This is a genomic window from Sodalis sp. RH24, assembly GCF_047324145.1.
Classification (GTDB): domain Bacteria; phylum Pseudomonadota; class Gammaproteobacteria; order Enterobacterales; family Enterobacteriaceae; genus Acerihabitans.
The window spans coordinates 4,337,453-4,357,993 of sequence record NZ_CP178729.1; the positions used below are offsets into that span (position 1 = coordinate 4,337,453).

The 20,541-nt window shown below is 53.3% G+C and carries 20 protein-coding genes; 14 read left to right on the forward strand and 6 right to left on the reverse strand.

Translation table 11 applies throughout. The features are described from left to right. The first annotated feature begins 2 nt into the window (after nucleotides 1-2). Nucleotides 3-428, forward strand: coding sequence for a TonB system transport protein ExbD (gene exbD / locus ACL2XG_RS19720; protein WP_410013456.1), 426 nt, complete (start codon nucleotides 3-5; stop codon nucleotides 426-428). A 60-nt stretch (nucleotides 429-488) separates the two neighbouring features. Here exbD and ACL2XG_RS19725 read toward each other — a convergent pair whose 3' ends face one another. Next, nucleotides 489-1,388, reverse strand: a complete 900-nt coding sequence (locus ACL2XG_RS19725) for an SDR family oxidoreductase (RefSeq protein WP_410013457.1) — start codon at nucleotides 1,386-1,388, stop codon at nucleotides 489-491. A 253-nt stretch (nucleotides 1,389-1,641) separates the two neighbouring features. Continuing rightward, complete coding sequence (locus ACL2XG_RS19730; RefSeq protein ID WP_413721482.1) at nucleotides 1,642-2,310, reverse strand: carbapenam-3-carboxylate synthase domain-containing protein; 669 nt, start codon at nucleotides 2,308-2,310, stop codon at nucleotides 1,642-1,644. Between the two features lie 222 nt (nucleotides 2,311-2,532). On the opposite strand from ACL2XG_RS19730, the gene ACL2XG_RS19735 reads away from it, so the two are divergent. Next, the gene (locus tag ACL2XG_RS19735; protein ID WP_410013459.1) at nucleotides 2,533-3,162 is read left to right on the forward strand and encodes an acyl-homoserine-lactone synthase; all 630 of its coding nucleotides are present in this window, start codon (nucleotides 2,533-2,535) and stop codon (nucleotides 3,160-3,162) included. A gap of 202 nt (nucleotides 3,163-3,364) precedes the next feature. Here ACL2XG_RS19735 and ACL2XG_RS19740 read toward each other — a convergent pair whose 3' ends face one another. Continuing rightward, nucleotides 3,365-4,096 (reverse strand): helix-turn-helix transcriptional regulator, encoded by a 732-nt coding sequence (locus ACL2XG_RS19740; protein ID WP_410013460.1) that lies wholly within the window; start codon nucleotides 4,094-4,096, stop codon nucleotides 3,365-3,367. Between the two features lie 436 nt (nucleotides 4,097-4,532). On the opposite strand from ACL2XG_RS19740, the gene ACL2XG_RS19745 reads away from it, so the two are divergent. The 6 genes from ACL2XG_RS19745 to ACL2XG_RS19770 all read left to right on the forward strand — a co-directional run bounded on the left by ACL2XG_RS19745 (nucleotide 4,533) and on the right by ACL2XG_RS19770 (nucleotide 12,405). Continuing rightward, nucleotides 4,533-6,125, forward strand: coding sequence for an EAL domain-containing protein (locus ACL2XG_RS19745; RefSeq protein WP_410013461.1), 1,593 nt, complete (start codon nucleotides 4,533-4,535; stop codon nucleotides 6,123-6,125). 317 nt (nucleotides 6,126-6,442) lie between these two features. Beyond that, the gene (locus tag ACL2XG_RS19750) at nucleotides 6,443-7,375 is read left to right on the forward strand and encodes an autoinducer 2 ABC transporter substrate-binding protein (RefSeq protein ID WP_410016728.1); all 933 of its coding nucleotides are present in this window, start codon (nucleotides 6,443-6,445) and stop codon (nucleotides 7,373-7,375) included. A gap of 91 nt (nucleotides 7,376-7,466) precedes the next feature. Next, nucleotides 7,467-8,948 carry a sugar ABC transporter ATP-binding protein gene (locus ACL2XG_RS19755; protein WP_410013462.1) on the forward strand — a complete coding sequence of 494 codons (1,482 nt, stop codon included), beginning with the start codon at nucleotides 7,467-7,469 and terminating at the stop codon, nucleotides 8,946-8,948. Next, nucleotides 8,941-9,921 (forward strand): ABC transporter permease, encoded by a 981-nt coding sequence (locus ACL2XG_RS19760; RefSeq protein WP_410013463.1) that lies wholly within the window; start codon nucleotides 8,941-8,943, stop codon nucleotides 9,919-9,921. Before ACL2XG_RS19755 ends, ACL2XG_RS19760 begins: the two co-directional genes overlap by 8 nt. Beyond that, a complete protein-coding gene (locus ACL2XG_RS19765) occupies nucleotides 9,918-10,877 on the forward strand; it encodes an ABC transporter permease (RefSeq protein WP_410013464.1) in 960 nt (319 codons plus the stop codon). Before ACL2XG_RS19760 ends, ACL2XG_RS19765 begins: the two co-directional genes overlap by 4 nt. A gap of 652 nt (nucleotides 10,878-11,529) precedes the next feature. Then, nucleotides 11,530-12,405 carry an alpha/beta hydrolase gene (locus ACL2XG_RS19770; protein ID WP_413721481.1) on the forward strand — a complete coding sequence of 292 codons (876 nt, stop codon included), beginning with the start codon at nucleotides 11,530-11,532 and terminating at the stop codon, nucleotides 12,403-12,405. Nucleotides 12,406-12,546: 141 nt separating this feature from the next. Here ACL2XG_RS19770 and ACL2XG_RS19775 read toward each other — a convergent pair whose 3' ends face one another. Then, complete coding sequence (locus ACL2XG_RS19775) at nucleotides 12,547-12,843, reverse strand: putative quinol monooxygenase (RefSeq protein WP_410013466.1); 297 nt, start codon at nucleotides 12,841-12,843, stop codon at nucleotides 12,547-12,549. A 102-nt stretch (nucleotides 12,844-12,945) separates the two neighbouring features. On the opposite strand from ACL2XG_RS19775, the gene ACL2XG_RS19780 reads away from it, so the two are divergent. Then, nucleotides 12,946-14,010, forward strand: coding sequence for a DUF808 domain-containing protein (locus ACL2XG_RS19780; protein WP_413721480.1), 1,065 nt, complete (start codon nucleotides 12,946-12,948; stop codon nucleotides 14,008-14,010). Nucleotides 14,011-14,049: 39 nt separating this feature from the next. On the opposite strand, the gene ACL2XG_RS19785 is transcribed toward ACL2XG_RS19780, so the two are convergent. Further along, complete coding sequence (locus tag ACL2XG_RS19785) at nucleotides 14,050-14,208, reverse strand: hypothetical protein (protein ID WP_410013468.1); 159 nt, start codon at nucleotides 14,206-14,208, stop codon at nucleotides 14,050-14,052. A 650-nt stretch (nucleotides 14,209-14,858) separates the two neighbouring features. Here ACL2XG_RS19785 and ACL2XG_RS19790 point away from each other — a divergent pair. Together ACL2XG_RS19790 and arsC are read left to right on the forward strand one after the other, a co-directional pair. After that, nucleotides 14,859-15,044, forward strand: a complete 186-nt coding sequence (locus tag ACL2XG_RS19790; RefSeq protein ID WP_410013469.1) for a general stress protein — start codon at nucleotides 14,859-14,861, stop codon at nucleotides 15,042-15,044. Nucleotides 15,045-15,370: 326 nt separating this feature from the next. Further along, the gene (gene arsC, locus ACL2XG_RS19795) at nucleotides 15,371-15,730 is read left to right on the forward strand and encodes an arsenate reductase (glutaredoxin) (protein WP_410013470.1); all 360 of its coding nucleotides are present in this window, start codon (nucleotides 15,371-15,373) and stop codon (nucleotides 15,728-15,730) included. Between the two features lie 2 nt (nucleotides 15,731-15,732). Here the strand turns inward: arsC and ACL2XG_RS19800 are convergent, their stop codons facing one another. Next, nucleotides 15,733-16,626, reverse strand: coding sequence for a LysR family transcriptional regulator (locus ACL2XG_RS19800; protein WP_413721479.1), 894 nt, complete (start codon nucleotides 16,624-16,626; stop codon nucleotides 15,733-15,735). A gap of 133 nt (nucleotides 16,627-16,759) precedes the next feature. Between ACL2XG_RS19800 and ACL2XG_RS19805 the strand changes: the two genes are divergently transcribed. From ACL2XG_RS19805 to dgcN, 3 genes are all read left to right on the forward strand, one after another. Beyond that, on the forward strand, nucleotides 16,760-17,413 hold the full coding sequence (locus ACL2XG_RS19805; RefSeq protein ID WP_410013472.1) for an NADPH-dependent F420 reductase: 654 nt from the start codon (nucleotides 16,760-16,762) through the stop codon (nucleotides 17,411-17,413). A gap of 70 nt (nucleotides 17,414-17,483) precedes the next feature. Then, complete coding sequence (gene thrP, locus ACL2XG_RS19810; protein ID WP_413723496.1) at nucleotides 17,484-18,872, forward strand: bifunctional threonine/serine APC transporter ThrP; 1,389 nt, start codon at nucleotides 17,484-17,486, stop codon at nucleotides 18,870-18,872. A 669-nt stretch (nucleotides 18,873-19,541) separates the two neighbouring features. Next, entirely contained in the window at nucleotides 19,542-20,534 is a 993-nt protein-coding gene (gene dgcN / locus ACL2XG_RS19815) for an N-acetyltransferase DgcN (protein ID WP_410013473.1), read from the forward strand. Nucleotides 20,535-20,541: the final 7 nt, after the last annotated feature.

Below are 20,541 nucleotides of genomic sequence, written 5' to 3' on the forward strand. Positions count from 1 at the left end.
CGATGGCAATGCACTTGAATGAAGACATTGACGGCGACGGGGAGATGCACGATATCAACGTGACGCCGTTTATCGACGTGATGTTGGTGTTGTTGATTATTTTTATGGTGGCCGCCCCGCTGGCAACGGTGGATATCCGGGTGGATTTGCCCAACTCCACCGCGGCCCCGCAGCCGCGTCCGGAAAAGCCGGTTTACCTGTCGGTAAAAGGGGATAAGCAGTTGTTCCTCGGTGATCAACCCGTCACACCGGCTAACCTGGCGACGTCGCTGGATACGCTGACCCAGGGCAATAAAGACACCACGATTTTTTTCCAGGCTGATAAAAGCGTTGATTACGAGACCTTGATGTCGGTAATGGATAACCTGCGCCAGGGAGGGTACTTCAAGGTGGGGTTGGTTGGGGCGGAATCCGGCGGCAAGCGCTAGGCTGCTGTGAATTCGGCGGCTTTGAGCCGGTGCTGGCGGGCCTGGCCCGCCATGGAACGGTTAGCTTAAGTGATTGCCGCCGGTGACGCCGTGGACTTCGGCCGTGACGTAGCTGGATTCCTGCGAAGCCAGATAGACATAGATGGGCGCCAGTTCGGCGGGTTGACCGGCACGGCCAAGCGGGGTCTGCGTGCCGAATGAAGGCAGCTTTTCGGTGGGCTGTCCGCCGGACACCTGCAATACGGTCCAAATGGGGCCGGGCGCCACGCAGTTAACCCTGATGCCTTTGGCGGCGACCTGTTTAGCCAGTCCGCGGGTAAAGTTCAGGATGGCGGCTTTGGTGGCCGCGTAATCCAGTAACGACGGACTGGGCTGGTAGGCCTGGATGGACGAGGTGGTAATGATGGACGCGCCGGCGGGCAGGTACGGCAACGCCGCCTTGGTCATCCAGAACAGTGAAAAGACATTGGTTTCAAACGTTTTGCGGAACTGTTCGGTCGTCAGATCGGCAATATCCTCCACCGCCGTTTGTTTCCCGGCCACCAGCGCCAGGATATCCAGCCCGCCCAGTTGGTTGTACGCATCTTCCACCACTTTGACATTTACCGACTCGTCGCTTAAATCACCGGGCAGCATAAATACTTTGCGTCCCGCTTCCTTAATCAGTTCCGCTACCTGTTCGGCGTCTTTATGTTCATCGGGATGATATGCCAGGGCGATATCCGCCCCTTCCCGGGCATAGGCGATGGCCACGGCGCGTCCGATGCCGGAATCAGCGCCGGTAACCAAGGCCTTGCGTCCGGCCAGGCGGCCGCTGCCGCGATAGGTTTGCTCACCGCAATCAGGAACCGGGGTCATGTCGGATTGTAGTCCAGGCGCGTCCTGGCGTTGTTCAGGAAAGTCCTCCCGGGTATATTGGGTCACGGGATTACGCATGGTATATTGATCAAAATCAGCCATCTTTCTCTCCTTTTAAATAATAAGCATACCTATTTAAACTTAAGCCTAGTTGATTTTCTGGATTTGTCGAATATAAAAATTTCGAGCGATTATTTTAATCTCAATTATAAATAATCATAAAAATGCCAATAGGTGCATTAATATTTGTTTAAAATTAATGGATATGTTCCAATTGGCTAAATCACCATGCTAAAATTAATAAAATTACCAGGGTTTTTATTTAAAAAAATAAGAGAGTAATAATGATCAAGGTCTAGAAAAAATAACCCTTGGCATCAGGCGGATTGTCGCTGTTAACACTCCTGCTGCCCGGGTCCACGCGGCTGCGGAAGCTGCGGATAAAATGTAAATTGTGCTCGCGCCAGCGTGTGACGCATATACGGCGCTGCCCCAAATATTCGCCCGCGGGACTCAGGCATGCCGGCACGGCGTCGCAATGGTTTGTGTTGCCGTTCGCGCTGTAGAACGAATACGCGCCCGCCGGCGTGCAGGGGCCTTCATCGTTTATCGCGGCGGATCCCGCGATGGTATCAGCGCCCGCCGGCGCGCACCACTCGTCTTCCTCTTCTGATACCAGCGTAAGGTTACCTTCCGCGTCTTCATGGATAATGCAAAAATCACCTTTCAGCAGCGCAATGATGCTCATGCCGTGGCGCTTCACCGCCAGGCTGATGATCTCTTCGCTGATCGGATCGGCGCCGGAGGGGTAATAATTGAATAATAAGTAATTTAGCAGCGGCAGGTTGTCGATATGGCCGATAATATGCCATGATTCATCTCCCTGATTATACGTCTTATAGGGTGTGCCGTCACCGATAAATAATTGGCCTTGCCTTAACCGATGTATTTTGCCGTGCGGACGTGATGTGATGGTTAAGATATTATTTCCTTGATTAAGGATGACACAAAAACGATTGCTCATACACCCTCTTGTAACTATTAATTATGCTAATTACTGTTATAAAAAATAACCGGTTGCAAAGACATTACACGTTATCGATACGGGTAAAAAGCTAGTATTAAGTACAGTTATTGCCTGTACTTTAGTACAGGTTGTTAGGGCTTTTCTTAACTGATACCATAAATTAACTTTGTATTAAGTTAAATCAAAGAGCATTAATATATAATCATAAAAGGGTGGACTATGTTTAATTTAATTAGTGTTAAGTACCAGGATATTATCAATGATAAACTCGATGAATTATATCTGCTGCGTAAAAAAACCTTCAAGGATCGCCTGGACTGGCAGGTCACCTGCGTCGGCGACCGGGAATTTGACGGCTATGATAATGAACACACCCATTATTTATTAGGATGCTATGGCGGTGAAATCGTCTGCAGCGTGCGTTTCATAACCATGGACCAGCCGAATATGATTACGGGCCCTTTTAAGGATTTTTTTAATTATCAGGCGCCTGAAGACGGTGCCTTGATTGAGTCCAGCCGCTTTTTTGTTGATAAAGGGCGGGTAAAGGACCTTGCCGAGACAAAGCTGCCGTTTTGCCATTTGCTGTTCCTGGGGATGGTGAATTATGCCCGAATGCTTGGTAAGCAGGCAATAATGACGGTATGCAGTAAATCAATGTATACCATTCTTAAGCGGAGCGGCTGGAATATAGCGATCGAGAGTACCGGATTATCGGAAAAAAAAGAGCCGGTATATTTGCTGCGTCTCGGCATCGGTGAAGACAGCCAGGACGCGTTGATCAAATATATACGCCGTCATTATTATTGTGAGGGAAGTTATCTGAAAAAATGGCCTATTTATCTTTGAGCGCTTAGGTGCATCATGGGTCATGCCAGGGTTTATTTTAAGTGTTTTATTGTCAATGTCGTTTCAATTAAATAAGATGATAATAGGTAACGGTCGGGATGGGTCTGTAACCATGGCATGACAATGTCCACCGCCATTATTCATAACGATTTCCCGATGATGACGGCGCCAGTCATTGCCCGCTGCCTTGACGCCGCCGCAATTATTCATGGGTATTCAACAGTTGCAGGTCAGATGCCTTTTTAATGGCGTGTTTGGCATTCACTACGCCAAGTTTTACAATGACATTACTGATATGGAATTTAACGGTACTCTCCGTTATGCCCATGATGATGGCAATCTCGCCATAGGTTTTCCCGAGGCTTGCCCAGCGAAGGACTTCGGTTTCCCGGGTGGTTAACGTTCTTTCATCTCTCTCAGGCAGCGCATGATAGGGATGTATGAGCATAAATTGCTCATGGACGGAGAGCAGCAGCAGCTGGATATTTCTTTTATGCTCCTCGATGCGCTGTTTGAGAAGCGCGCATTCTTCCTCCGCGTACAGGGTTAAGGTTGCCAGATTATTTTCATGATCGTGCAGTGGGAAAGTATAACCGCTGAGGATATTATATTCTTTCGCGGCCGAGAAAATTTTACTATAGGCGCTACTATTGAATAATGGCGTTTTGTCATCCCACACGAAGGGCATGATGCTTTTTCGCGCCAATAAGACAACGGGATCGTATTTATATAATGTCATATTGATATATTTCTCTATCCATTTTTCCGGATAGTTGGAGTAGATAACCGGCGGCTTCGGGTATCTTTTGTTAATCACGGCGTAGGCAAACCGGGTTTGCGCCGGAAAGCGAAATTCACGAAAAATAGTATCGCTAATGTTTTTAATGATAAGATTGTGTTCATTTTTCCTGATTGAATTTGCAGTAAGAAGCATATGAATCTCATCATTTTAGCTGAGTTTAGTTAATGATCTGGGATATATTTAATACATTGAAATGCAGGTTTTTATTATATAATATTATTTTAATCGATAGTAAATCAGTTAACAAATTCGGTCAATGAGAAAATGCGTCCCGCTAAAAAAATCATTATATATATAAGCATAAAGCTAATTATTTTAATTTATATTATTCATCGTGTAAGATACTTTCTGTCTGCGCCTTGTGCCCGGCGTTGTCCGCTTGCCGGCCAGCCTGGCCGTCCGTATAATCCCTGGCAAGCTGCTCCTGTGATATCGCCTCCCTGCCCGAAGCATTAGGAGTGAAATAATTAACTGGGTGTATACTCAAACCAGTTACCACAGTTTCGCAGAGGCGAATACGCGGGATTGCATCTCCCCCGGGGATGTGCCGAGGAGTAGGGAACGCACAATGCCTATCAGCCTGAAAAGCAGGATCATAGCAAAAATCGCCAACAAGTATCGCATGCTCTTTTGGGTAATCATTCCCTTGTGCTTTTTTATTTTTTCCGTTTCTCTCATTAGTTTTTTTGCTTACCAGACGTTGAAATCCCGCGCCGATCATGAGATAGGCAGTACGCTGGCCTTTGTCGACACGCTATTAAACGACGCCGACGCAACGGCCGATGAAGCCATCATGTTATTGAACCGACCTTGCGCGGAGATCGTCGATCGATTACGCATGATCAACATGCGCCATTCGCTGGTGCGCACCGTTATCCTGGATCATCAAGGCCTGGTGTATTGCTCCCCGGTGCCGGCGCCGCCCAATATGAAGCCGCGCAAATACGCAGCGGAAATGCGCGATCTGACGCCGGAAATCGAGCTGCGCGCCGGCACGCTCCTGTTTCCCGGCATTGCCGTCATCGTGTTGCGCAAGCATCGCGGCAATGACGGCGTCAGCGTGGTCATTGATACGCAATATATGCATTATATGATGGATGCGGTGGGATCCAATAACCGGATTTTCCTGAGCATAAAGAATCAATCCCTGTCGCCTGATGGGCGGCTGATCCCATCTGACAAGCTGCAAACCGGGTTTATCGCCGTCAACCGGGTTTCGCGGGTTTTTCCTTTTGCGTTGAGCATCGCCATTACCCAACGTCAGTTTTTTGACTATATGGTCGATACGTATGCCGTCATAATCCTGTTTTCAGTGGTGGTTTGCCTGGTCATGTCGCTGCTTATCCGCAACTGGCTGGCGGCTACCACGTCCATTCGCACCAATATGGCCCTGGCGCTGAAGCGTAATGAGTTTGAACCCTATTTCCAGCCGGTGATGAATGTGGCCAACGATCGTTGCGCCGGCGTGGAGATCCTCACGCGCTGGCGGCATCCCACGGACGGATTTGTTTCTCCCGAGGTATTTATCCCGCTGGCCGAAGAGTCGGGCCTCATCATTCCCTTAACGCGTCAGCTTATGCAGCAGGTAGCTACGGTGATTGCCGATAGCGCGGTGCATTGGCGGGAGAGGCTGCATGTCGCCATCAATATCTCGGCTAACCATCTTGCCGACCGGCAGATTGTGGAAGATTGCCGGACTTTTTTGCAGACGGTGCAGGATAAAAATATCCGGCTGGTACTGGAGCTGACGGAACGGCAATTTATCGACGTCAACGATACGACGCTGGCCGTGCTGGCCGAGCTGCAACAACTCGGGGTGGCGATTGCCATCGACGACTTCGGCACGGGATATTCCGGCCTGTCCTATCTGAGCAAGATGAATATCGATTTCCTGAAGATCGATCAATCCTTCGTGGCGATGATTGAAGAGGAGACCACTTCCCGGATTATCGTGGACGTGGTTATCGATCTGGCGGTGAAGCTGGATATGAAGCTGATTGCCGAAGGGGTGGAAAACGCGCGGCAAAAGGCGTATTTGCTGGATAAACAGGTGTTCTTTCAGCAAGGCTACTTTTTCTCCAGGCCGATGGCGCTGACGCAATTTTCCCTGTATATGCGCGAGGAACACGCGCGCCATGCCGCCACAGCTATAGCACCATAATCCGGCTTGCTGGTTTTTTATAATCGTTTTGTGAGCTTAATCCCAAACAAAAATAGTGCCTTATTTATCCATATATACAGCCAATATGTATATGGATAATTTTTCCGTATCCTTCCATATTTCAATCGTTTTCTTCGCATAAGTCTCTATTTTTTTAATATAACGCTTTGAAAAAGCGTTTTAATTTTAACGCTGTTCTCCATGGCCTTTTTGTAAATTTTAACTCTAGCTACTCCTACCTTTATTGCTTCAAGAGGATAAATAAAATGAAAACAAATACCCTGCACAACTGGTTAACCGCAGGTTACCTGGGCCTGATGCTGAGCGCGTCCAGCGCCTTTGCCGCGCAGTCCGAAATCGTCAATATCTCCAAAATCGCCGGCATGCCCTGGTTTAACCGTATGGGCGAAGGCGTCACCCAGGCCGGTAAGGACCTTTCCGTCAATGCCTATCAAGTCGGACCGTCCAGTACCGATGCTCCCCAACAGGTGAAAATCATTGAAGACCTGATTGCCAAAAAAGTCAGCGCCATAACCATCGTGCCCAATGATGCCGATGTGCTGGAGCCGGTATTTAAAAAAGCGCGCGCGGCGGGCATCGTGGTATTAACCAATGAATCGCCGGGCCAGCCCAGCGCCAATTGGGATGTCGAAATCATCGACAACCAGCAGTTTGCCGCCGACAACGTGGAGGAGGTCGCCAAGGCCAACGGCGGTAAAGGGGGATATGTCATCTATGTGGGCAGCCTGACGGTGCCCCAGCATAATCTCTGGGCCGATTTGTTTGTGAAATACCAGAAAGAGCATTATCCCGATATGCATGAAGTGACCAGCCGCATGCCGGTGTCGGAAAGCATCGATGACTCCCGCCGTACCACCCTTGATCTGATGAAGGCCCATCCCGATCTGAATACCATCGTGGCGTTTGGATCGCAGGGACCCATCGGCGCGGGACGCGCGGTTAAGGAGAAACGCGCCAAAAATAAAGTCCATGTCTACGGCATGATGATTCCGTCCCAGGCGGCGTCGCTGATTAAAAGCGGCGATATCACCGAAGGCATTACCTACGATCCGGCTACCGCCGGGTATGCCCTGACGGCGGTGGCGGCCAGCCTGCTGAAAGGCGAAAATATCGGCCCGGGCTATGAAGTAAAAGGCCTGGGCAAAGCGGAAGTGGATGCCGACAAGAAAGTGATTAAGTTCCATAAGGTGCTGCGGGTTACCAAGGACAACATCGACAGCCTGTATTAATTGTTCGCCGCTGTTTACATCCTGCGAGGCTCTGGCCGGGGAAGGGCGACTGCCCCGGCCAGTCACCCGGACGCGTTACTATGAGGTTGCAATGAAGCCGTTAATTGCGATGGAACATGTCAGCAAAACGTTTTATGGGGTGAAGGCGCTCAATGATATTGCACTGACGTTACTGCCGGGCGAGGTGCATTGCCTGGCCGGGCAGAATGGCTGCGGCAAGTCTACGCTGATTAAGATTATTTCCGGCGTTTATCAACCGGATGCTGGGGCGAAAATCACCCTCGACGATCGCGAGTTCTCCCATTTGACGCCGGGGGAATCCGTTAAACGCGGCATCCAGGTGATCTACCAGGATCTGTCCTTGTTTCCCAACCTGAGCGTGGCGGAAAATATCGCCATCAATCTTTATCATCACCATCTCTGGGTGAATAAGCGCCATCTTTACCAACTGGCGCAGCGCACCCTGGACGATATCGGCATCCAGCTTAACCTGGACGCGCCCCTGGAAACGCTGTCGATAGCGCAGCGGCAACTGGTGGCGATTTGCCGGGCGCTGGCGCAGGATGCCCGGCTGATTATCATGGACGAGCCTACCGCCTCTCTTACCATGACGGAAGTCAAAGGCCTGCTGCGGCTGGTGCATCAGCTGAAGGCGCGGGGGATCTGCGTGGTGTTTGTGAGCCATAGGCTGGATGAGGTTATGGAGGTATCCGACCGCATTACCGTGTTGCAGGACGGTGAGTACATCGGCACCTTCCCCGCCGCCGAAATGGGCAGTAAACAGCTGGCGTTCCTGATGACCGGGCTGGCGTTCGATTATCGAGTACTGACCCCTTATGCGGGCGGCAAGCCGGTGGTGCTGGAGGTGGAGCGGTTAAGCCGCCGCGGGCAATACCACGATATTTCGCTGCAGGTGCGCCAAGGTGAAATCGTCGCCATCACCGGGCTGTTGGGCGCAGGGCGCACGGAACTTTGCCTGAGCCTGTTCGGCCTGAACCGCCCGGACAGCGGCAGCATTAAAATCGACGGGCGGCCGGTCGCGTTCAACAGCAATCGCGATGCGATTGCCGCAGGCGTAGGGTATGTGTCAGAAGACCGCCTGGGCACCGGGCTGGTCATGGAGCAGTCCATTGAGGACAATATCATCTCAACGGTACTGGCGCAGGTGAAAGACCGCTGGCACCTTATCGATAAGCAAAAAGCGCAGGCCCTGGTCGATGAGATGATCGGCCGGCTGACCATCAAGTCGGATAATACCTCGCTGCCGGTCAATACCCTTTCCGGCGGCAATGCCCAGCGGGTGGCGATCGCAAAATGGCTGGCAACCCGTCCGCGTCTGCTCATCCTGGATTCGCCCACGGTCGGCGTCGATATTGCCAATAAGGCGGGGATTTACCAGATTATTAACGCGCTGGCCGCCCAGGGCATCGCGGTTTTGATGATTTGTGATGAAATTGAAGAGGCGTATTTTAACAGCCATCGGATTCTGGTGATGAAAGCGGGCACCCTGGTGGCTGAATTCCTTACGTCCCAAACCACCGAAGCGGCGCTGGCGGAGGTGGTCAATGGTTAACAAAGCCGCATTGCACCGGCATGAAGTATTGCTGATCGCGACCATCCTGATCATGGGGATCGTGTTCAGCCTGAACAGTAGCGATTTCCTCACCTTCGGCAATCTTTACGATCTTATCAACAATTACGCCATGCTGCTGATCCTGGCCTGCGGGCTGTTTATCGTCCTGATCTCGGGCGGCATCGATATTTCTTTTCCCGCGATGACCATCATCGCCCAATATATCATGGTCACCGCGCTGCTGAGATACGGTGGTAATTTCCTGGTGGCGTTCCTCATCGCCGGCGGCGTCGGTACCGTGCTGGGCCTGATCAACGCTGTACTGGTCAACCGGTTGAAAGTGCCTTCCATTATTGTCACTATTTCTACGCTGAATATATTTTATGGCTTACTGCTCTATTTTTCCAAAGGCGTGTGGCTGTACAAATATCCCGACTGGTTCGAAGGCGGCCTGACATTATTTACTTTTACCGCCGCCGACGGCTATGACTATGGCCTGAACCTGCCCATTATGACCCTGCTGGCGGTATTGATCATCACCGGCCTGTTGATGAAACGCAGCAGTATCGGGCGTAAAATCTATGCCATGGGCGGTAATCGCGAGGCGGCTTCCCGGCTGGGCTTCGGTATTTTCAAGCTACAGCTGTTTGTCTATGGTTTCATGGGGCTGTTGTCGGGCGTGGCCGGGGTGGTGCAATCCTATACCGTGATGACGGTGGCGCCGGACTCGCTGCTGGGATATGAACTGACCGTGCTGGCGGCGGTGGTGCTGGGTGGAACCAGTATCATCGGCGGGCGCGGCACGCTGCTGGGAACGGTGTTGGGCGTGGTACTGCTGGCCATGCTGCAGAACGGCTTGAATTTAATCGGTGTGTCTTCCTATTGGCAGATGGTGATTACCGGCCTGGTCATTGTGGTCAGTATCAGCTCCACCGCCTGGAGTCAGCGCAGTAAATCGGAGATCCTGTCATGAGCGGCGCCAAAGTGAAAGATCATGTGGAGCTGTACCTGATGGTGCTGCTGGTGGTGGTGGTGGTGACCTTCAGCGTGCAGATTCCGGGCGTATTTTGGTCGGCGTCGAATTTCCAGTCCATCGGATCACAATTGCCGGTATTAGGCGTGCTGGCGTTCGCCATGGCGGTGACCATGCTGACCGGCGGCATCAACCTGTCGATTATCGCCACCACCAACTGCTGCGCCCTGGTCATGGCCTGGGTTGCCACCCATTTTGCCCCGTCGATAGGCAGCGCCCTGCTGATGCTGCTGGCCGGTATCGCTATGGCCGGTCTCATCGGCCTGCTGAACGGGGTCCTGATCGCCGTCATCCGCGTCTCTCCCATATTGGCCACCCTGGGCATGATGACCCTGCTGAAGGGGGTGACCATCCTGATATCCAAGGGGACGGCCATCTCCAATTTTCCCGCCTATGTGCTGTGGCTGAACAACCATAACTGGCTGGGCATCCCGGTACCCTTGTACCTCTTTGCCCTGGTGGCGCTTATCATGTGGATCGTGCTGGAACGGTCGCCGCTGGGCCGCCGTATTTATCTTATCGGCTCCAATCAGCGGGCGGCCCATTATGCCGGCATTAATACGCCGCGCACGCTGATGGCGGTTTATGTCATCTCCTCGCTGTTGTGCGTGGTCGCGGCGCTGCTGATGATGTCCAAGCTGAATTCCGCCAAGGCCGCCTACGGCGAGTCCTACCTGCTGACGAGTATCCTGGCGGCGGTACTGGGGGGGATTAATCCCGATGGCGGTTTCGGCAAGATTGTCGGTATGGTGCTGGCGCTGATCCTGCTGCAGATGCTGGAAAGCGGCCTGAATATCATGGGGATAAGCAGTTATATCACGATGGCGCTATGGGGCGGCCTGTTATTGGCGTTTCTCTTCCTGAAGGGCATACGGCTACCTTTTCCCAGCCGTTAACCGGGACGATTAAAACGCCGCGCGGCGGACGAACCGTGCGGCGTTCCCGGCAACTTGCGTTCCCGTCCGCGTTGCCCAGAAAAATGTTATGCATGTTATCCTCCCCGCCGGTGAAAGAATCTTTTCATATAAATGCAAATAAAATAGTTATTTATTGATTTTAATCACTGCCCACAGGAACGCAGGATTTTATCGGTCAAAATAACCATTTTTATGAGTATATAAATGTAAATCTAATAAATAATTAGCCAAGCAATTGATTGCTGTTTCTTTAACTGATTGAGTAACATAGAGATGTTATTATACAATGGCTGGCTATTAGTAGAAGCGTTAAGATTGACTGGCAGTTAACATAATATGTCTTTAAAAAAGGCTCAATTGGAGTATTTTATATTTTCCTGCTGTTTATCACTCAATAATAAAAAACGAGCCTGATAATAAATTATTTACCTTGCTCAACGATAATAATTACCGGTATTATCAATTTATGAGTTCCTAATATCATTAGCATTTGTATTATTATCAATTAAAATAACTATCTTGATATTTTAATGAAAATATTTGTCGGTGAACAGCGATGATCGCCACTTTCATTGCGCGTTCGAAATTTGTAATTAAAACGACGAAATTATTAGTTACCTAAGGAGAAAATATGATGGAAATTGAGCGACACGCTATAGAATTTGCGGGGGACAAACTGGCCATACGGATACATCGTGCAGGCGGTAGCACCACATCGCCGCTGCCGGCGGTATTGATGTGCCACGGATTCTTTTGCATCCAGGACATCTTATTATCGGGCTTTGTTAAGCATTTTACCGCGGCCGGCTACTGCGTTGTTACCTTTGATTACCGTGGCTTCGGCGACAGTGAAGGCGACGCCGGCAGGATAGTGCCGGAACGGCAGATTGAAGACATCATGGCGGTATTGGACTGGTGCCAAGCCCAACCCGGGATAGATGCCCGGCGTATCGCCCTGTGGGGCACGTCGCTTGGCGGCTGTCACGTTATCGAGGTGGCCGCCCGCCGCCCGGAAATAAAATGCGTCCTCAGCCAACTGGCTTTCGCCGACGGCGAGCAATTGGTGACCGGCGATATGGGGGGAGAGGAAAAGGCCCGCTTTATGGATACCCTGAAAAGGATGGCGAGTAAGCAGCAGCAGAGCGGCAGTGAACTGTTGGTGCCCATTATCAAGGTCATGACCGATGAGGAGTCGCGCGTGTTCTTTGAAAAGAAAAAAAAGGAATTCCCGGTCCTGGGGAATAAAGTCCCTTATCTGGCGGTATGGGAAACCATTCTTTATCATCCGGCGCAAGCTGCGGCGCGGGTGACTCAGCCGACGTTTATGGTGTTTGCTGAAAATGATAAAGTCATCGCGCTGGAATACGGCCTGGCTTTATACCAGGCCATTAGCGCGGATAAACGCTGTCATATCCAGCCCAAGGCGCGTCATTACCAGGTTTTTGCCGGCGAGCATCTTAATCGCGTCGCAGGACAGCAACTGGACTGGCTACGTAAACACATGTGAAGGGCGCAGACATGGGCCGCAGCGGCATTGCCCGGCCCGGTTGTGTTCGGGGCTATGCCATAAGCGCCGGTATCCATGCTATCGGTGCGGCCGTGGTCGCCGTCGTCCGCCAGACATGCAACACGGCGCGCAGACGCCGGCTCAGTAGATGCTTTTTAATAGCGACACTTCCAACGGCGTGACGATAAGATCGGTCAGCCCGTCCACCATGGTTTTGAGATGCGCGGATTTGCTGTGTTTTTGCACAATTTCCTCACTTGCCCACTGCTCGACAAAAATAAAATGATCGGGCCGGACAATATCCTGATGCAACTGGTACTTCAGACAGCCTTCTTCCCGGCGGGTGGCTTCGATACAGGGTTTTATCACCGCTTTGATAGCTTCCGCCTTGCCCGGTTTACCTTCGACAACCGCCACGATATGAACCTCTGCAGACATAACATTCTCCAAATAACTGATATGAATTATTAACAATATGGGAATAGCCTGCTTTAATCATAACGATACTAATGATAAAAAGCACAATTAAAGGAATTCGATATGGCGGGAACCAGCCTGTTGGCGCTGCTTGATGATATAGCCTCGATACTGGATGACGTGGCGGCGATGAGTAAGGTGGCGGCGCGTAAAACCGCCAGCGTGCTCAGCGACGACCTGGCGCTGAACGCGCAGCAGGTATCCGGCGTGAGGGCCGACCGTGAGCTGCCGGTGGTATGGAAAGTCGCTAAGGGTTCACTGATCAACAAGGCGATACTGGTGCCGTTGGCGCTGGTTATCAGCGCATTTATTCCCTGGGCCATTACGCCGTTGCTGATGCTGGGCGGCTCCTATCTGTGCTACGAAGGCGTTGAAAAACTGATCGAAAGCTGGCATCGCCGTCAGCAGAAAAAAAAACATGCTGAACCGGTCCCGTCCGCGCCGATGGCGGTGCTCAATGCCGATGCGCCGCCGATCGTCCCGGCCACCGCCGCGCAGGCCGCGCCGGCGGATGTGGCGCAGGGCGCTTCGGTGGCCCCGGACGAGACCCGCCAGACGGATGCGCCGGCGTCAGGATCCGGCGTCACCCCGGAAGATGTGCTGGCGCTGGAAAATAAAAAGGTTAAAGGCGCGGTGCGTACCGATTTTATCCTCTCGGCGGAGATTATCGTGATTTCATTGGGCACCGTGGCCAGCGCGCCCTTGATGAACCAGGTGGCGGTGATGGTGCTGATCGCCATCGCCATGACCCTGGGCGTCTACGGCATCGTGGCGGCCATCGTCAAAATGGATGATGTGGGACTTTACCTGAGCGAATTGCCCGGCCAGGGCGGCTCGCGCAAGCTGTTGCGCGCCATGGGGCGCGGGGTGGTCAATGCCGCGCCGCTGCTGATGAAATCCCTGTCGGTTATCGGCACCATCGCCATGTTCCTGGTGGGCGGCAGCATTCTGGCGCACGGCTTGCCCTGGACCCATGGCCTGATTGACCGCATGCAAGAAGGGCACGGCGGTTTCGTTGGCACCCTGATGACCAGCGCCACCGATATGCTGCTGGGACTGGTGGCCGGCGGGATTATCGTGGCGCTGGTGACGGCGGGTATGAAAATTGCCGGAAAAAGCCATGCATAATCGCCCGGTGTATGACTGCTGGCTGGCAATGCGGGTTGATTATTGCTGGTCGGGCAGTTTGTCGCCGGATTCCGGCGCGTTGGCCGGGTCATCCTTACTTTTTTGATCAGCCGGCTTGGCCGGCGCCACGGGTTGCGGCGCCTGCGCTGTCAGCAGTCCATCGGGCTTGCCAGGGTATCGGGTCTGGTTGCTGAACATTGTTTTTCTCCCGTGAATATTTTTTGCAGCGACATGCAAACATGCAAAATGTTGCGGTTTGCGGTTAATGTTTACCTTGCCGCCGGCGGCTGGACCGGTCGGACACCACGGATTGCGAATATAGAATGAGTGTCCGCATTAAGTATAGACAGAAATAAAAATGATAGGGTGCTGATTCCATCATGATAAGCGGCTGGCATACAAGACAATAGGGAGAATAATCTTTATAGGCCTTATAAGTCTCTTATTTTTAGGTGCAAAAAGAGAATTGCGGCTTCGGTTGTTCCCAGCAGGTATCCCACGATTTTTAAATTATATGCAATAACGGGTTAAATAATGTGGCTTTAAATAATGTTTTTAATAAAAAACCTTAAATAATAGATAGTTAAGAAATTAATGCACCTACTTACGCTGATTCCTTGGGCGGAGTTTGTATCAATCTGTAAATGACACTTGCCAGTATGAGTATGTCGGCTAGTATTAAATATACCTATGACATGATATGAGTTGCCTATCTGTTATTGGGTGGAAAGCAATTAAGTGGAGTAAAAATGCGGTAAACCGGATTAAATTATCGCAGTTTATTTTTATGCCGCTTTGAAAAGATACAGAATAATTGAAATTCACTTTATTTCAACCGGAGGTTTAAGATGGCTGAACAACATCGTGGCGGATCGGGCAATTTCGCGGAAGATCGCGCAAAGGCATCCAGCGCCGGCAAGAAAGGCGGCCAGGCGAGCGGCGGCAACTTCAAAAACGACCCGCAGCGCGCATCCGAAGCCGGTGAAAAAGGCGGGCGCAACAGCCATGGCGGCGGCAGAAAACCGTCGAAATAATAGGTTCTATGCTTGTTTCGTCGCTACATAATTATAATCTGTAAGTTAGGTGGCTATGCCTGTTCACAACAGAGTAATTATGTAATAGAAACAGGTAAAGGCGGTCGGACTAAACCAAGATCCGGCCGCGTTAATTCAAATACTATGCCATGACATAAACGATAAGCCCGACGCTCTGGTCGGGCTTATCGTGGTTTGGGCGCTTCCTGCGCCAGATGTCGGGTCGGAGACAATACAAAAATACCGCGTGCGCCGTCACCGGGTTTTGACGATACTGTTTGGATTGCCGGACCAGTGGGTCATTACCTAAGGACAAGAGACACGCTATGAGTGACGTCACCCTTTATCACAACCCCACCTGCGGTACCTCCCGCAATACGCTGGCGTTGCTGCGCGAACGGGGCATTGAGCCCAAGGTTATCGAATATCTGAAAACGCCGCCCAATCATCAGCAGTTGCAGACGTTGATCAGGGATATGGGCCTGCCGGTCCGCGCGTTGATTCGCACCAAAAACGATCCTTACCAGCAACTGGGCCTGGCGGAAGATCGCTGGACCGACGAACAGCTTATCGATTTTATGGTGCAATACCCGGTGTTGATCAATCGCCCTATCGTCGTCACGCCCCTGGGCACCCGGTTATGCCGGCCTAAAGAGGCGGTATTCGAGATCCTGCCGCCGGTTTGACCTTAGCGCGCCCCGAATTCCGCCACCACGCAGTCGATAAAACTGCGCAGTTTCGGCGTCAGCTGCCGTTGGGCGGCGAACAGGATATGCAGCGGCCGGGACGGCGCTTCATAGTCCGGCAATACCCGCACCAACTGGCCGGATGCCAGATAGGGCCGCAGTATCACTTCCGGGCCGAGGAGAATCCCGCCGTCGTGAAGCGCGGAGGTTAACAGCGCCGAGCTGTCGTTAATCTGTAGCCGGCTTTGCACCCGAACCCGTTGTTCCTCGCCGCCGCGGGTAAAGCGCCATTCACTGAGCGGCGGACGCGACCAGAAGCTATAGCCCAGGCATTCATGGCGTTCAAGATCGCTTAATTGGCGCGGAAACCCGCAACGGGCCAGATATCCCGGCGATGCGCAGGCAATCATCCTGTAGGGCGCGAGTTCCCGGGCGGCAAGACTTGAGTCTTTCAGCGCGCCCAGGCGAATGACCGCCTCAAAACCTTCATCCACCACATCCACAAAGCGGTCGGTCAAGGTTAAATCCACCTTCACCGCCGGAAAGGCCAGCAGATAACGGTTAATCATCGGCGTCAGGGCGTAGGCGCCAAACGTCACTGGCGCGTTGACGCGCAGCTGGCCGCGCGGCGCGGCGCTGAGTTCAAGGGCTACGGACTCGGCCGCCTGCGCTTCGGACAGCACTATCTTGCAGCGCTGGTAAAACACCACGCCGATTTCGGTCAGGCTCTGCCGGCGGGTGGTGCGGTTAAGCAGGCGCGCCCCCAGCCGATCCTCCAGAAATACCACATGCTTGCCCACCATTTGCGCTGAAATATTCAGCGCCTCGGCGGCGGCGGCAAAAGACCCCCGGTCGGCGACCTTAACAAATACCGCCATGCTGGTCAGTCGGTCCATTACGGCGCTCCTGCCGGATAATTCACAACTGTAGGTTGCGGGATATGTTCTGATATGCCTGTTTATCGCAAAACGGTTGGTAATGTAAAGTCGGTCCTCGGTATTTTTTTTCTTCCAACTGGAGTTCTGACTTATGAAAATAGGCATTATCGGCGCGGGTTTTATCGGCCGCGCCATCGCCCAACTGGCGATGAAGCAAGGGCATGAGGTGATGGTCAGCAATTCACGCGGCCCGCAAACCCTGATGAGCCTGGTGGCGTCAATAGGCTGTTTGACCGGCACCGCGGCACAGGCCGCCGCTTTCGGCGAACTGGTGGTAGTCGCCATTCCCCTGAGAAATTACCTGCAAGTACCGGTTGCGCCCCTGGTCGGTAAAGTGGTGCTGGACGCCAATAATTATTATCCCGAACGCGACGGGCAGATGCCTGAGCTGGAGAATCAATCCATCACCACCAGCGAGCTGCTGGCCCGTCATCTTGTCGGGGCGAACATCGTCAAGGCGTTCAATTCCATCCGGGTTAACGATCTGGAACGCGACGGTATGCCCGCGGGCGCGCCGGGACGGCGCGCGCTGCCCATCAGCGGCGACGACGCGCAGGCAAAGCAGCAGGCCGCCGCGCTTATCGATCAATTCGGCTTTGATGTCGTGGATGCCGGGTCTCTGGCCGAGGGGTGGCGTTTCCAGCGGGGCAGGCCGATGTATTGCGAACGTTTCGATGCCGCCGGGCTGCAAAAAGCGCTGCGCGAAAACGATGAGGAGCATGTTATATCACGCAAAATGCGGTAATCTCCTTGCCCTCGATAATATTCATTGTTAAATCCGCGCGCGGAAATGAGCCAACGGATTCAGAGGGATGATAGTGGAACCAAAGCAGGAGTTGCAGCGCGGCCTCAAAGCCCGGCACATCGAACTGATTGCCCTGGGCGGCACCATCGGCGTCGGTTTATTTATGGGCGCGGCCAGCACGCTGCAATGGGCCGGGCCGTCGGTGCTGCTGGCCTATATTATCGCCGGGTTATTTGTCTTTTTTATTATGCGCTCGATGGGGGAGATGCTTTATCTGGAACCCATCGCCGGCTCCTTCGCGGTCTATGCCCATCGCTATATGAGTCCGTTTTTCGGCTACCTTACCGCCTGGAGCTATTGGTTTATGTGGATGGCGGTGGGGGTGTCGGAAATCACCGCCATCGGCGTGTATGTCCAGTACTGGTTTCCCGACCTGCCGCAATGGCTGCCGGCATTGGCCGCCGTCGCCCTGGTGGCGCTCGCTAACCTGGCCGCGGTCAGGCTGTATGGCGAAATCGAGTTTTGGTTCGCCATGATCAAAATCACCACTATCGTGGTGATGATCGCGGTGGGACTGGGTATTATCTTTTTCGGCATCGGCAACCACGGCCATGCGGTGGGGCTTGGCAATCTTACCGCCCACGGTGGTTTTTTCGCCGGCGGCTGGAAGGGCCTGCTGTTTGCGCTTTGTATTGTGGTGGCGTCTTATCAGGGCGTGGAGCTGGTCGGCATCACCGCCGGCGAGGCCCGTAATCCCCAGGTGACCCTGCGGCGCGCGGTGAGCAAGATCCTCTGGCGCATTCTGATTTTTTACGTCGGGGCAATATTTGTTATCGTAACGATTTACCCTTGGAATCAAATCGACGGCGGCGGTAGCCCGTTTGTGCTGACCTTCGCCAAAATCGGCATTACCGCGGCGGCGGGCATTATCAATTTTGTTATCCTCACCGCGGCGCTGTCCGGCTGCAATAGCGGCATGTACAGCTGCGGCCGCATGCTCTTCGCCCTGGCGCAAAACCGCCAGCTGCCGGCGGCGGTAGGGCGGGTCTCGCGCAACGGCATCCCGGCGGTGGGGGTGATGCTGTCCATCGTGGTGCTGCTGTTGGGCTCGTGCCTGAATTATATTATTCCCAATCCGCAGCGGGTATTCGTTTATGTCTACAGCGCCAGCGTTCTGCCTGGCATGGTGCCCTGGTTTGTGGTGCTGATAAGCCAGCTGCGCTTTCGCCGGGCCCACCGGGATGCCATGGCGTCGCATCCGTTCCGCTCGGTATGGTTTCCCTGGTCCAACTACCTGACCATGGCCTTTTTAGTCTGCGTGCTGGCGGGTATGGCCTTTAGCCCGGACACCCGGCTGTCGCTGGTGGTAGGTTCGGCCTTTTTAGTCCTGGTTGCCGTAATTTACCGCGTGCTGGGATTTAATCGCGCGGCGCAGGCGGGGACGCCGAACGCCGGGTGATTGATTAAAATCTGAACGGCGTCACATTATTAACATCTGCCTCCGGGCGGCACTTGTTAAAATAGCGCGCCGGCGGCATTATCAATCACAGTTGTCGGCGGCACCGCCGCCGTCCAGGTAAAACCTAAACTCCTTGTTTCTCTCGCTGTATCAGCGGTGGCAAACAAGCGGTTTAGGTTTTTTTTTCGCCCCCAGCCGGCAAAACGCCCCGCCGTGTCTGCCCGCCGGCAAGATACTCTGTTGTTTTTCAGCGCCGGATAACGGTTTTACCGCACAAACAGCGGCGGATTCGGTTTGCAGCGGATTTTATCGTGGCAACGCCGTTTTTGCGCCGTGGTTTATGCCATTATTTTACCAATATTCCGGGTTTTAACCTGGATAATTGTTAATATTTTATTAAATATCACCATGGTGAGGCAATAAAGCAGCGTTAACGCCTGAATTTGGTGCAAAAAAGCACGGCGACCGCGGCTTTATCGGTCGCGATGGCGGAAGATGATTTTATTTAATTGATCTATAACGCTATTTAGGATTGGAGTCTATTTGGCATAACCTGTGCTAGGTAGTGGTATCGCGCCAACCCCCTGGCCGCCTCTGTCCGTGGAGCAACGGGTCCGCAGCATCGGTGGGGCGCACCCTTTACCCTAACTGTTTAATGAGGCGTTGCTGATGGAAATTCAAAAACCTTATCTGCTGTTCCTGGCGGACGCGCACGATCGGCTGGCGGCGAAAGTCGCCACCGGCATCCGCCACTGGCATCCGGAATACTGCGTCGGCCAATTGCGCATGGACGGTTGCCAGGTGGATTGCGGCCTGCCCGATCTGGACATTGCCGCCGCCCGGGCCATGGGCGCCAAAACGCTGGTGATAGGCGTGGCCAATCGCGGCGGGGTGATTGCCGGGCATTGGGTCGAGGTGCTGCGCGACGCGCTGGAAAACGGCATGGACCTGGCCGCCGGGCTGCATAATCGCCTGTCGGACGTTCCGGTACTGCAAGCCACGGCGCAAAGGCTTGGCCGCTCGCTGTTCGATGTGCGCCACACCCGCGCCGCTTTGCCGGTGGGCAACGGGCGCAAGCGCGCGGGTAAACGGTTGCTGCCGGTGGGCACCGACTGTTCCTGCGGTAAAATGTATACCGCGTTGGCCATTGAGAAAGCCATGCTGGAACAGGGCAGAAAAGCCACGTTTCGCGCCACCGGCCAGACCGGCATCCTGGTCAGCGGCGCGGGCATCAGTATCGACGCGGTGGTGGCGGACTTTATCGCCGGCGCGGTGGAAACCCTGGCGCCGGACAACGAGCCGGATCATTGGGATATCATCGAAGGGCAGGGGTCGCTGTTCCATCCGTCGTTTGCCGGGGTCACCCTCGGGCTTATCCACGGCGCGCAGCCTGATGCGCTGGTCTTGTGTCATGAGCCGACGCGTACCACTATGCGCGGCGTCGATTATCCGCTGCCCGACCTGGCCGATTGTATGGCGCTGAACCTGCGGGCGGCGCGGCTGACCAACCCGCAGGCGCGGTTTGTCGGCATCTCCGTTAACAGCGCCCTGCTGCCGGAGGCGGACGCGTTGGCCTATATGGCGGAGTTGGAAACATGCTACGGTTTGCCGGTGGTGGATCCGTTCCGCCAGGGCGTCGCGCGCATTATTGAGCAACTTTAACCACGGC

What these genes read in the sequence shown, in the direction of transcription:
- ACL2XG_RS19790 (WP_410013469.1), top strand. Translation starts at nt 14,859, where the DNA reads ATGGCTGAACAACATCGTGGCGGATCGGGCAATTTCGCGGAAGATCGC.
- ACL2XG_RS19740 (WP_410013460.1), bottom strand. Translation starts at nt 4,096, where the DNA reads ATGCTTCTTACTGCAAATTCAATCAGGAAAAATGAACACAATCTTATC.
- ACL2XG_RS19800 (WP_413721479.1), bottom strand. Translation starts at nt 16,626, where the DNA reads ATGGACCGACTGACCAGCATGGCGGTATTTGTTAAGGTCGCCGACCGG.
- ACL2XG_RS19780 (WP_413721480.1), top strand. Translation starts at nt 12,946, where the DNA reads ATGGCGGGAACCAGCCTGTTGGCGCTGCTTGATGATATAGCCTCGATA.
- arsC (WP_410013470.1), top strand. Translation starts at nt 15,371, where the DNA reads ATGAGTGACGTCACCCTTTATCACAACCCCACCTGCGGTACCTCCCGC.
- ACL2XG_RS19725 (WP_410013457.1), bottom strand. Translation starts at nt 1,388, where the DNA reads ATGGCTGATTTTGATCAATATACCATGCGTAATCCCGTGACCCAATAT.
- ACL2XG_RS19765 (WP_410013464.1), top strand. Translation starts at nt 9,918, where the DNA reads ATGAGCGGCGCCAAAGTGAAAGATCATGTGGAGCTGTACCTGATGGTG.
- ACL2XG_RS19785 (WP_410013468.1), bottom strand. Translation starts at nt 14,208, where the DNA reads ATGTTCAGCAACCAGACCCGATACCCTGGCAAGCCCGATGGACTGCTG.
- exbD (WP_410013456.1), top strand. Translation starts at nt 3, where the DNA reads ATGGCAATGCACTTGAATGAAGACATTGACGGCGACGGGGAGATGCAC.
- ACL2XG_RS19730 (WP_413721482.1), bottom strand. Translation starts at nt 2,310, where the DNA reads ATGAGCAATCGTTTTTGTGTCATCCTTAATCAAGGAAATAATATCTTA.
- ACL2XG_RS19750 (WP_410016728.1), top strand. Translation starts at nt 6,443, where the DNA reads ATGCTGAGCGCGTCCAGCGCCTTTGCCGCGCAGTCCGAAATCGTCAAT.
- dgcN (WP_410013473.1), top strand. Translation starts at nt 19,542, where the DNA reads ATGGAAATTCAAAAACCTTATCTGCTGTTCCTGGCGGACGCGCACGAT.
- ACL2XG_RS19775 (WP_410013466.1), bottom strand. Translation starts at nt 12,843, where the DNA reads ATGTCTGCAGAGGTTCATATCGTGGCGGTTGTCGAAGGTAAACCGGGC.
- ACL2XG_RS19735 (WP_410013459.1), top strand. Translation starts at nt 2,533, where the DNA reads ATGTTTAATTTAATTAGTGTTAAGTACCAGGATATTATCAATGATAAA.
- ACL2XG_RS19745 (WP_410013461.1), top strand. Translation starts at nt 4,533, where the DNA reads ATGCCTATCAGCCTGAAAAGCAGGATCATAGCAAAAATCGCCAACAAG.
- ACL2XG_RS19805 (WP_410013472.1), top strand. Translation starts at nt 16,760, where the DNA reads ATGAAAATAGGCATTATCGGCGCGGGTTTTATCGGCCGCGCCATCGCC.
- ACL2XG_RS19755 (WP_410013462.1), top strand. Translation starts at nt 7,467, where the DNA reads ATGAAGCCGTTAATTGCGATGGAACATGTCAGCAAAACGTTTTATGGG.
- ACL2XG_RS19770 (WP_413721481.1), top strand. Translation starts at nt 11,530, where the DNA reads ATGATGGAAATTGAGCGACACGCTATAGAATTTGCGGGGGACAAACTG.
- ACL2XG_RS19760 (WP_410013463.1), top strand. Translation starts at nt 8,941, where the DNA reads ATGGTTAACAAAGCCGCATTGCACCGGCATGAAGTATTGCTGATCGCG.